We start from the raw sequence: 12,025 nt of genomic DNA on the forward strand, positions 1-12,025 counted from the left end.
TTTTGTTGCTCCGGAACAGATGTGTCTGCCAAAGTCCTTGCGATGTACGCAGACACTAGAACTCCGTCAATGGAACCACAGTGGCTTGCCGCTGGGTTAAGTCAGCGCCAAAGGAAGTCTTTTTGATCATCCAAAGATCAAAAAGAGAAAACAGGTTGAAAAAGAGTTGGATAAGTTTTTATAATTTTTCATTCACCCCCAGAGACTACAATTGAAACATCAACGGTCTCTGGGGAATTTTACCGATTGTATACTCAAATCAAATTTTCTATTTCTTTTTTATAAGGAATTGATGGTGCTGCACCTTTTCGTGTCACACATATTGATGCAGCTAGCGATGCATCTTTTAAAGCATCTGAAATATTTTTTCCACCTGCTAAATCTGCCAAAAAATATCCGGAATAGGTATCTCCTGCCGCTGTTGTATCAATTGCTTTTACTTCAAAAGCAGGTTGAAAAATAATATCCTTTTTATCACAATAATAACTTCCTTTTTTTCCAAGAGTTAAAATCAGATGGCTCTGCGGATATTGTTTTTGAAACTGCTGCATGATCTTTTCCGGATCCATCGCTATTTGATCTGCCATTTTCTGTTTTTGGTTTTTTCCAAACAATATAGCGCCCTCGATTTCATTGCAAAACCACCAATCAACATAAGACAATGGCAGCGTAAAAAGCTCTTTGCTTATTGGTGATGGGTTAAACGCAATGTACATCTTCTTTTTATGTGCGATTTCCATTGCCTCATTTAGACAATTTATTTCATTTTGAATCAGCATGAAATCACCTGCAGAAGCATCTTTTAACAATTCATCCAAATATGCTTTCGTAACACAGTGATTTGTTCCCGCATAAAGAATGATACAATTTTGTCCCTGCTCATCTACCTGGATCACCGTATGACCACTCGCTTCCTGTAGTGTACATATATGTGTGGTATCCACACCAGAATCTTCCAATAGTTCCTTTAAAAATGCGCCATCTGGTCCAATCATACCACCATGAATTACCTGTGCACCTGCGCGAGCAAGCGCAATTGATTGATTCAATCCTTTTCCGCCAGCAAAAATTTCTCTTCCATAAGAGGAAATCGTTTCACCTGGCTGAACAAAATGCGGTACTCGATATACATAATCAATATTTAAAGACCCCATATTATATATTTTCATATCTTTCTTTTCACCTTCCTATGGGAACCACTATACCATATATACGGAAAAAATAAAAGTATAATTAACCTCATTTAGGACCGTTTTTGCCGGGGACAGGCACTGGACGTCCACGATCTTTTTATCGGCACTTTTGACAGGTTGTATGCACGGCGTAAATTGGATTATGACCTACATCATGCCACTGAAATTTAAAAAATACGGTAAAATTTCGTTTATGTCCGGACTTTTAAATTCCTTTACCTACGTTGGAAGCTCCATTTCTGTTTACGCGATCGCAATCTTCTCCGAGCATAGCGGTTGGAGTGCTACTTTGCTTATGTGGAGTGGTATTGCGTTTGTCGGAATGGCGATCTGCCTTGCACTGAGTAAGAAAAATACGTCTTTATAAAACAATAGGGAAGAAAAAACAGAGACAGTTGTTTTTAGCAATTGTCTCTGTTTTTCTTTTTTTAATTAACAACTCAGGACTATACAAATTTAGCTTCTGTAAATCGTTGCTTCCATTACTTTTATTTTTCCTTCACCGTCTTATCCTGCATTTTTAGGATTCGGTTGCATCCAGTCAGCGTACTGCTACGATGTGAGATAAGAAGAATGGTCTTATCGGCATACTCGGTCTGAAGTGTGTGCAGCATTTCCTTTTCGTGAAGCGCATCGAGCGCACTTGACGGCTCATCCATTAGGCAAATATCGGGATTTCGAAGAAAGATTCTGGCGATTCCAATACGCTGGCGCTCTCCTCCCGAAAGGCGTGCATTCATCTGACCCATATCGGTATCATACCCATCCGGAAGTGTCTCAATAAAATCGTCGATTCCAGCCCGCTTTGCCGCAAGCCGAATCTCCTCTGACGTTGCCGACGGCTTTGCGACTGCAATGTTCGCCGCGATGGTATCATCAAACAGATAGGTATCCTGCTCAAGAAATGCGATTCGCTTATGAAGCTCGGCAAAACTAATTTTCTCGCTTGGGATTCCATTGAGTAAAATCTGGCCTTCACTCGGTGCATAAAAGCGAAGCAGCAGGCGAAGAATAGTTGATTTTCCTGCACCGGATTCGCCCTCGATTCCAATCTGATCGCCCTTTTTAATGATTAAATTCATATGGTCGAGAATCTTCTTCTCGGTGCCCGGATATGAAAAGCTGACATCACGAAACTCGATTGTCTGAATCTCACCGCAGGAAACAGGTGATTCTGGCTCTGTTGTTTCCGGCAATGTATCTTCGATTTGGAAGATACGCTCTGCCGCACCGTAAGTTTCCAACAGACTTGTCACCACGAAGGTCAGGTTAAAGGTGGACGAAAGCGATGCTGTTGCCGCAAAGGAAAGTGCAATCGTTCCAACTGGATTGTTGATGCCACGCGAAGCGAGCACGCCTGCGCACACCAGAATCAAAATTCGTGCCAGATAGACAAAGAAATTTGGAAATGATGCGACCGTCTGGCGATGGAGTGTCAGCCAAAATGATGCATGATTGACCTCATCATTTGCCCGTTGGATCTCCTCTGCCTTTCGCTCTCCTGCTCCAAAAATCTGAATATCGCGGATGCTGTAAACGCTCTCAAGAATCTTTGATTTAAGTATTCCAAGGCGTTCTCGATAGCGCATTCCGATTCCGCGTCCAGCCTTAAGCGCCGAAAACGGAAGCACCACGCTGATCATAAGATAGATTGGAATTAGGACCCATGCGTACAACGGATTGACGCAAAATGCCAGAATTACCGTTGTAAGCGGAAGCAAAATTACGGTAAACATCGGACCAATTGTGTGCGCAAAGAAAAATTCTAGCGTCTCGATATCCGACACGGCAATGTTCATCAGATCGCCCGTCTCCCTTCCAATCAGCCATGCCGGGGCCACGCGGTCAATCGAGTCAAATAGCTGCACTCGCATCTTGGCAAGAATGCCATATGCGCCCATATGAGAAAATACGCCCTCCAAATAACGACTCACTGCAATCAAAATCGCACAGCCAACGGTCAGTATTCCATACAGGGCAAAGTTGCCGCAAAAGCCTGCGGCGGCAAGAAGCCACAATGCACCAAAGCCCATTAGACCCATATGCGCTAGTGCACCAATGATACTTGAAAGCGTCGAAATCACCAGATAACCACGAATGGATTTTCCGATTGCAAGCAGGCGGCGGTTCATCTCTCCAATTGAATAGCTAAATTTTCGTTTCATTCTGCCACCTCCATTGCCTGCTGGCGCGTTACAAGCTCACGGTACAAGCCGCCCTGCTGCATCAGCTCTGCATGACTTCCACGCTGAGCCACCACTCCTTTTTCCAGTACATAAATACAATTTGCATTCTGAATCGTGGACATTCTGTGCGAGATGATGATGAGCGTTCTCGTCTTTGACAAACGACCGATCGTCTCCCAGATCTCACGCTCACTCTGCGGATCGACACTTGAAGTAGCCTCGTCAAAGATCATATACTGTGCCTCTGAAAGCAGTGCTCTAGCAATTCCCATCTTTTGGCGCTGTCCACCGGAAAGCGCTGCTCCTGCATTTCCCACATCCGAGTCGAGTCCTTTTGGAAGCGTCTTTAAAAAGCTGCCAAGTCCAGCCTCCGATAACGCTTCTTTTAATTTTTCATCGTTTGCGTTTGGATCGGCGAGCAATAGATTCTCACGAATGGTTCCCGAAAACAGATTGACCTGCTGCGGAACCATGGCAATGTTTGTGCGAAGCTGCTGCGGTGTGACGCTTCGATACTCCTTTCCTTCGATAAAAATCGTACCCTGATCTGGATCGCAAAAACGCATCAAAAGCGATGCCGCCGTTGATTTTCCACAGCCGGACAAACCAACGAGTGCAACCGACGAACCTCTTGGAATCGTCAGTGACACATCCTGTAGCGCTCTGCTGCGGCCCTCATAGCCATAAGACACATGCTCCATGCGAATTCCGTCAAAATGCTCTGGATCGGCCGGAAGCTCTGGATTGTACGGACGAGACGTATCGGTCTGCAAAATCTCCTCCACCTTTCCTGCCGCAGAGATCGCCGTCAGTGCGCTGTGAGAAGCACTCATTAACTGACGAATCGCAGAAAAATAGCTATAGGAAAGCATCAAAACGGTAAGTGCTTGCGCGATTGTAATATCACCATTTCGCATTCCGGTAATGCAAATCACAAGTGAAACCGTGATGGCCGCATAGATCAAAAGCTCGGTCACAAGGAAGGATGTGAAATTGATTTTCATGAAGGCATTGATATTTTTGTTTAACACATCTGCCTTCTCACCGAGCACGCGGGAATGCTCACGGTCACGATCAAACAGTTTCAGTGTCGTCAATCCGCGAAGACCATCCATGTAATAACCGGTCATATCATCTAATGAACGCCAATACGTCTTTCTGAGCGCCTCAATTTTTCCACGAAATACATTGTGAAGTGGAAAAAGGATCAGCGATACAAAAAGAAGAAGCACGGCCACGATAAGGGAAATATTCTTCAGATGGAAAAACAGGTAAATCGGCGCGATCACACTAAAAATCAGGCTCGGCAGATAGCTACTAAAATACGCCTGCATCTGCTCCACCGCATCGACCGCCGCGGTAATCGCTGATGTCGGCCCGATCTTTTCAATGCCGCCCGCATCGAGTTCCATCACCTTTGAAAAGATTGTTTTTCGCATGGTGCTTCGCGCCTTTGCCGCCGTCTTGTATTCGATAAGTCCCTTGATAAGCTGCGCAAGAAACGTAAATACCGATGCGAGAAATGCCGCACCGACCGCACTTTTTACTGTACTTAATACCACCTGTGGCTCGAACAAACTGCCCAGAAACTGCGAAACAATTTCCGCTAGCGCTGTTGTTCCAACAAGCGTCAAAAAACTGACTGCGGCAATCGCAAGAATCCATTGCCACAGCCCCCTTGCCAGTCTCAGCAAAGTTTTGTTTAATAAAAGCATGGTTTCACCTCCGTCTGATTTGTACATTAATATGCTTGACATACGACCACAGTTAAATCTGTTGGCTTTTCTGTCTGACTTTTTTGACATGTACACTATCTATCATTATACTGTCAGTCTTGTTGACTGACAACTGATTAACCGAAGGACTATCGGTATTTATTTGTCATTTACTACCAGACATGGCTCATTTCATGGTTCTAATGGTTCTTACTCACCAGTTTAATCTGAATTTACCGACATCAGCTAAGACAGAAATTTTATTTTCAATTATCAGGCTTTGTTTATTTTCATCCCTTTTTTATTAGAAGCAAGCTTTATTTTCGTGTTAATTCAAATTAATCTTTAGACACTGACATGATAACTTCACCTTTCTTTGGATATTATATTCTGTCTCTATCATAAACAATACCAGATCAATGACAAGCACATCTTCAGTTCTCCATCAAAAAGACTTATATTTATAAAAGCTAAGAATATACGCTTTGCTATACTCATAGCTTTTACAAACTTTCCATCACATATCCAACTCGTTATATTTCGAACCTGTTTTTTGCCGTACTTTTTTGCCGGGGACAGGCACTTTTTTTTGAAAGAAAAGCTCGATGTTTATCTGGGAAGAAAGCGCGACACAAAAAAATAATTCCCACATCGGAACGCACAGGAACTGATTCGGGAAATAACGCTGCCGCCGTATGGAACCCTTTCTGTACGGCGGTTTTTCTATTTCAACGTAATAACACAGAATAAATTCTTATTCCGCAGGGCTGACTGTCTTTGTTTGTCAGCTCAAAATGATTGTATTATAAATGCCGGACTTTTAAAAGCCCGGCATTCTCAAATTGATACTCTTATTTAGTGAATCTGCAGCCTCTCTTCGTTCTCATCCTCTACGGGCAGAAATAACGGATACTCGATCTCTGTGAGCCTGGCCTGCAGGGCATGGTCAAAGTTATGGCGTACTTCGCAGACATTGTCAAAAATCATCGTTGCTTCATCGTCCGGGCGGCAGGGATCCCATTTCGGAAGCGACGCGGTCTGCGGGTTGCCGTATCTTGCAAAGTTTACCCATGCGCTGCACATCCGCTCCTGCAGCCGATCCGTTTCTCCCTGAACATTGCAGACCGGAACCCGATCGGTATTATGGAATACAAACGGGATTTCCGAGCAGTGCCATGCCGCTTTTCCGCCGTCGATCGGAAATTCATAGGTCAGCTGATACGAATACACCGGTGCGGAAAGCTTTGCTTTTTCCCGAAGCAACGCAATCGTCGGTGTACGGAACACGGTATCCACAGACCACAGATCCGCTTCGCACTTCTCCGGATATGCCTTCCGGAATAATTCCAGAAGATTTTCTGTGTGTTCTCCGTATTTTCTCCGCAGAAACGCAAGTGCTTCCTGCTTTGTCAGCTCATGCTTCCGGTTTACAACCGCCCCGAAGTCAAACTCGCCGATTACTGTTCCTGCCAGAACCGGAATGGATTCCGCGGTTCTGATAAATCCAGTTTTTAATGGATTTCCGGCAAACCAGTCATTCTGCATCGGCGCAAGCCCGGTATAATATCCCTGCGACTTCACCTGCTCTGCCACCTGATTATACGCATTCGCCAGTTCATAATATGGAATGGTTTCCAGTACTTCCACATCATCAGTTGTCTTTCCAAGTGCCTGCAGCATTGCAGTGACGATCTGCGTTCCGTCCCCGTCCTCTTTCTGATACACACCGGCGTTGTATACGCCGCTTTCAATGATCCCCTTGTGAAACAGTCCCGCCGCGGCCGGTGTATTCATCAGCGTTACCACCTTCATACCGCCGCCCGACTGGCCGAAAATGGTTACGTTATCCGGATCTCCGCCGAAGGCTTCAATATTTTCATGGATCCAGATCAGAGCGGCAACCAGATCCTCGTTTCCCGCATTTGCGGAATTTTTATATTTTTCTCCGAATGGAGACAGATCGAGATAGCCGAGAATATTCAACCGATGATTGACCGATACTGTCACAACATCCCCGTACTCACTCAGATGGTCGCCCTCATAAGCGACATGCTCGATTGCGGACCCGGAAGAAAATCCGCCGCCGTGCAGCCACACCATAACCGGCTTCTTTGCCTTTGGATCCAGGCTCTGCGTCCAAATGTTCAGATTCTGGCAGTTTTCATCCTGCGGCCAGTAGCGATGACGGACAAGCAGTTCATTGCCTGGCGCATCCTGATGCAGCAGCGGACACACATATCCGAATGCCAGCGCGTCGCGGACTCCTTCCCACGGCGTTGCCGGCTCCGGACTCTGAAACCGCTTCGCCTGCGCGTATGGAATCCCGTGAAAGGTAAACGTGGTATTCAGCCGGTAACCGCGGATTTTTCCCTGCCTGGTCTGTACAACCGGCTCATTCTTTTTGCATACAAAATATTCTGCCATATATAGCTCTCCCTTCTGTTTCTGCCGCAGACACAATGCATTCCTCACCTTAGGAAGCATATTTTCGTCATCCTGCGTTATCCTCCACATTATCTTGCGTATTTTCTTCTATTATATAATTTTCGCCAGAAATTTCAATCTGTTTTACAACCAAATTCCGTCCTATCTGCTTTCAATATCTCTTACTTCTCCCACAGCCCCATGGCATACAGCCGTACTGTTTTCGAGCCCCAGGTCTGCCTGCAAATCAGGCGAACCCGCTTTATCAGACGGCCGATTCTGATTTTTTGCAGATACTGATAATTTTCTGTCTCTGTCAGTATCGGTTTCCAGATCCCGTCTCCTTCGTCCACATCAACATTAAACGCGCGCACAATGGTCTGCGGAACCAATACCGGCTGATCGTCCCGAAACGTATTGCACTTCATCGCGTACCGCTTTAAATACCAGTGCGCGTTTTCCCAGGATTTCCGGTTCAGATCACAGTCAAACACCAGGCGAAGGATTCCCGCATACCGGGCTTCCGGAAGCGTCAGAATCAGCTCGTCACCCGGCATTCCTTCCCATGCATGATCAATTCCGTCAATCCGGCGCTCCAGTCCGTCCGTCAGGATATCTGCCGGTTCCCTCCCGCAGGTGATCCGCGCGCCTTTCATAACAGCATCCGGCCGCAGCCTGTGCCACGGAAGATAGCAGCCGTCCTTCATCAGCTCCTGCTGCAGCTGATCAATTTGTTCCGGATACAGACCAGCCGGATCCTTTCCTGCCTGGATGGCAAGCGCTGCTGCTGTTCCGACTGCCTGCCCGAGAATCGCGCAGGTTGCCATCACACGCGTACTCGAATTGGCCGTATGGGTTGCGCTGATATTCCGTCCGGCAAACATCAGATTCTTTATCGCCGAAGAATACAGGCACCGATAAGGAATCCCATACGGGGACGGAGCCGGATGAAAGGTATTGGGCTTTTCTTTTGTTTCAAATCCGGACGGGTTATGATCGTCCATCGTCCAGCCGCCGTACGCAACCAGATCTTCAAACCGGCCTTCGTTCCGCACATCATTCTGCGTCAGGATATACGCGCCCTCATATCGTCTGCTCTCCCGCTTTCCCGGAAGAAATCCCATCCAATCCAGCTCCCAGTCGGAAGCGTCCGTTTTCCCGCCGTTTTTGATAAAATCCCAGACGCCAAGCGCCATTTTTACAAGCTCATCCCGGATTTCCTCCGTATCGCGGATGGTATCCTTCGTCCCGCCAAGCTCCATCCACCAGAAGTTCTCTCCCGTCCAGCGCTCCGGAGAAGAAAGATCCAAACGGAACGGAAAATCGTTTTCCGTATAATGCGCCGCCCAATCCGGAGCGCGAAATGTAACCGGATGGCCAGTCTGCCTTGCCTGGATCAGGCAGGACATACCCATGGTACAGGAATCCGCCTGTTTTGGTGCGATATCTTCACCATATTCCCGCTGTGCCTCCCGTCCCATGCGGTACGGCGCGCCGGTCAGCGGAGCCAGTATGCTGTCGCCGGAGCAGTCGGCAAAAATTTGTGCCTTCACACAATGATACCGCTGCGTTGTCAGCTGCCAGCCGGTCACCGAGCAAATCCGCCCATCTTCTGTCTTTGCGTCCAGGCAGCTGCAGTTTAAGAGCAGCGTCAGATTTTTCTCCTTCCTTGCCAGCCCGTACAGCACGCTGTCCCAGAGGGAAAAGTTCATATCCGGATTCCGGCAGCAGTTTTCTAACTCCAATTCTTCCACCAGACCGGTTTCTCTCATATCTTCCCCATCCGCGCCGCGCACCCACATCCGAATTTCGCTCGACGCATTTCCGCCAAGCACCGGCCGGTCCTGCATCAAAAGCGCCGAAATTCCCCTGCGCGCTGCCGCGACTGCCGCGCATAGACCGGCAAGCCCGCCTCCGACCACACAGAACTGCACCGTATGCTCTGTTGTTGGTAACACATTTTTTGCTGTATTCATACCATCCATTTGATCCGTTCGACTGTTCATTTTCATTTTTTCCTCCCGTTTCTGACCGTTTCCATCCACCCTTCCGTTTTTTAATGCCGCAGTCCTGGCTGCTTCCGCTTTTTCGGCTGCCGCAGTCTGCTTTTTTCTGCATCAATCCGTTTTCAAAGCGTGTTTGGTAATACCATCTTACCATGCGCAGTCTACTGCCGCATTCGGATTCAGGCAGTATTTTTGCAAATTTATGCATGGATTCTTGACTTTTTATTGGTCATTTTCTAAAATGGTGACAAGAAAGGGGGGATTTTTATGGAGAAGCGCAGTCCGGCTGTCCCGGAACCGATGGAAATGCTTGCTGGACATATCACGGATTATCTGCATTATCTGAAGCACGACTGCGGGCTTCGCGTCAGTATTCATGAGTTTCAGAGGATTGCCGCTCCGTTTCTTGCGCAGTTTCTGCCTTACCGCATCCATGACAATCCGTGCTGTCTCTATCTGAAATCCCATCCGGACATTTGGACTGCCTGCATCCGCAATCAGAAACGTCTGTCCGGCTATCTGGAACAGGGACCTTTTTTCGGATGCTGCCACTGCGGCATCGGAGAATATGTCTATCCGATTCGTGACACACTTTCTGATACTGTCATCGGCTTCATCAGCGTCAGCGGATATTTTCTTTCGGAGCATCATGCGCTCGACCGTCTGACGCATACCTGTCAGACGTATGGACTTTCCCTGGATACGGTACGTCCGCTGTTTGAACAGCATCTTTCCGATTCCATCCCTGACGCGCACAAACTGGACACACTGCTGTTTCCGCTTGCTTTTATGCTGGAGCAGCTGTATCGGCAGGAATGCCTTGGATTTTCCAATACAACAGGACGGCTGAAGAAACAGAATCAGCTGCTTGGACGGATTCTTCTTTTCATTGAGGAGAATCTGAACCGGTCATTCACGATTGAGGAGCTATGCAGCGCATTCCACTGCAGCCGTTCTTACATCAGCCATCTGTTTTGCTCCTCAACCGGGCACAGCTTCCCGGAATATCTGAATCTGCTGCGGATGGAAGAAGCCAGAAAGCTGCTCGCGCAAACCGATTTTCCGATAACGGAAATTGCGCTGAAAACCGGCTTTTCCAGCTCCAGTTACTTTTCCTCTTTATTCCGCCGCATGAACGGAATGTCACCAAGTACGTACCGAAACCTGCGGACACTATCACCAAAGGAAAAATAATACGCACTAAAGACTACTGCTCACCAATACATATTTTTAAAAGGATCCAGCCATGAATGCCTATGATTTCTTCTTATTTGCCAGTCAGTCCAATATGGCCGGACGGGGCATTTCCTGTCCGCAGTTTCCGGAGGCAGCTCCGGCTTTGATTTCCGGCGCAGGTGTGGAATTCCGCGCCATTTCTGATCCATCCGCACTGTTTTCAGTCTGTGAACCATTCGGATCCGCCGAAAACACCCCGGACGGAATCCACGAGCCCGGCATGAAAACCGGTTCATTGGTCACTTCCTTTGTCAATGCGTATATTCTCTGACCGGTGTTCCGGTACTCGGTGTTTCTGCCAGCAAAGGCGGCTCTGTGATCGCGCAGTGGCAGCCAGGAGGCGCTTATCTGAATGACACCATCCGGCGCATGCACGCAGCGTTCGATTTCTGCGCCGCGCACGGCATTGTTCTGCGTCACCGCTTTCTGCTCTGGTGCCAGGGAGAATCAGATGGCGATCACCATACCGCCCCGGATGTTTATGCGGAACAGTTCTGCCGGATGTATGAGACTCTTCGCCGGGAAAACATTGAGCATTGCTTTTTGATCGGAATTGGGGAATACAACGGTCCGGCGGCCGATATCTCCTATGATGCCATCTGAAACGCGCAGTATGCGCTTGCCGATCATCGAAGTGACCTTACCGTGGTCAGCCGTTCCTTTGAAACCATGAAGGTGCGTGGACTGATGAAAGATGCGTTTCATTATTATCAGGCCGGGTATAACGAAACCGGGCGGACAGCTGGAGAAGCCTGCGCGGTATTTGTAGAAAAATCATATCCGCTTCGCTGATACCAGTCAGTCCAATTCGGAACACGCCCTGCTGTCCGGATGAATCAGCGGTTTCGTCTCTATTTTAGACGAACTGCCGGATAAAATCCACAGGAATCCGCGCGGTTTCTCCATCCTTCTGCACCAATGTGCGGTTTTCTTCACGTTAGTACCAGGGGTCTGGCACCCGGTACTTAAAATTGGAGAAGGAAAAGTATATTTATCTCCAATCATAGATTGCTTCGATGGTATGCCTATAACGTGGACAGTTGGTACGTCTCCTAATGCAGAACTAGTAAATACAATGCTAGATAACGCAATCGTATTGTTAAAAGAAAATGAGCATCCAATCGTTCATAGTGATAGAGGATGCCATTATCGCTGGTCAGGTTGGATTCAGCGAATGGATGAAGCTGGCCTGACAAGATCAATGTCCAAAAAGGGCTGTTCGCCAGATAACTCGGCATGTGAAGGATTTTTTGGACGAATGAAAA

General features: G+C 47.5%; 9 protein-coding genes and 1 pseudogene. 5 read left to right on the plus strand and 5 right to left on the minus strand.

Annotation, left to right across the window (positions count from 1 at the left end):
- Positions 1 to 254 precede the first annotated feature (254 nt).
- Positions 255 to 1,169: a ribokinase gene (locus tag LKD48_RS15595; protein ID WP_308732550.1), complete on the minus strand. Its 915-nt coding sequence runs from the start codon at positions 1,167 to 1,169 to the stop codon at positions 255 to 257.
- Between the two features lie 145 nt (positions 1,170 to 1,314).
- Here LKD48_RS15595 and LKD48_RS15600 point away from each other — a divergent pair, with 145 nt between their 5' ends.
- Complete coding sequence (locus LKD48_RS15600) at positions 1,315 to 1,560, plus strand: hypothetical protein (RefSeq protein ID WP_308732551.1); 246 nt, start codon at positions 1,315 to 1,317, stop codon at positions 1,558 to 1,560.
- 121 nt (positions 1,561 to 1,681) lie between these two features.
- Here LKD48_RS15600 and LKD48_RS15605 read toward each other — a convergent pair whose 3' ends face one another.
- From LKD48_RS15605 to LKD48_RS15620, 4 genes are all read right to left on the minus strand, one after another.
- Positions 1,682 to 3,358 (minus strand): amino acid ABC transporter ATP-binding/permease protein, encoded by a 1,677-nt coding sequence (locus tag LKD48_RS15605; RefSeq protein ID WP_308732552.1) that lies wholly within the window; start codon positions 3,356 to 3,358, stop codon positions 1,682 to 1,684.
- A complete protein-coding gene (locus LKD48_RS15610; protein ID WP_308732553.1) occupies positions 3,355 to 5,094 on the minus strand; it encodes an ABC transporter ATP-binding protein/permease in 1,740 nt (579 codons plus the stop codon). The genes LKD48_RS15605 and LKD48_RS15610 overlap by 4 nt, the downstream gene beginning before the upstream one ends.
- Positions 5,095 to 5,949: 855 nt before the next feature.
- The gene (locus LKD48_RS15615) at positions 5,950 to 7,608 is read right to left on the minus strand and encodes a carboxylesterase/lipase family protein (RefSeq protein ID WP_308732554.1); all 1,659 of its coding nucleotides are present in this window, start codon (positions 7,606 to 7,608) and stop codon (positions 5,950 to 5,952) included.
- A 92-nt stretch (positions 7,609 to 7,700) separates the two neighbouring features.
- Positions 7,701 to 9,530 (minus strand): FAD-dependent oxidoreductase, encoded by a 1,830-nt coding sequence (locus tag LKD48_RS15620; RefSeq protein ID WP_308732555.1) that lies wholly within the window; start codon positions 9,528 to 9,530, stop codon positions 7,701 to 7,703.
- A gap of 261 nt (positions 9,531 to 9,791) precedes the next feature.
- On the opposite strand from LKD48_RS15620, the gene LKD48_RS15625 reads away from it, so the two are divergent.
- From LKD48_RS15625 to LKD48_RS15640, 4 genes and pseudogenes are all read left to right on the plus strand, one after another.
- The gene (locus LKD48_RS15625) at positions 9,792 to 10,718 is read left to right on the plus strand and encodes a helix-turn-helix transcriptional regulator (protein ID WP_308732556.1); all 927 of its coding nucleotides are present in this window, start codon (positions 9,792 to 9,794) and stop codon (positions 10,716 to 10,718) included.
- 52 nt (positions 10,719 to 10,770) lie between these two features.
- Entirely contained in the window at positions 10,771 to 11,031 is a 261-nt protein-coding gene (locus LKD48_RS15630; protein WP_308732557.1) for a hypothetical protein, read from the plus strand.
- A gap of 44 nt (positions 11,032 to 11,075) precedes the next feature.
- On the plus strand, positions 11,076 to 11,363 hold the full coding sequence (locus tag LKD48_RS15635) for a sialate O-acetylesterase (protein WP_308732558.1): 288 nt from the start codon (positions 11,076 to 11,078) through the stop codon (positions 11,361 to 11,363).
- Positions 11,364 to 11,727: 364 nt separating this feature from the next.
- Positions 11,728 to 12,025 (plus strand): annotated as a pseudogene (locus tag LKD48_RS15640) (transposase); the annotation flags it as partial.

This window comes from Anthropogastromicrobium aceti, from assembly GCF_020687335.1.
Classification (GTDB): Bacteria; Bacillota; Clostridia; order Lachnospirales; family Lachnospiraceae; genus Anthropogastromicrobium; species Anthropogastromicrobium aceti.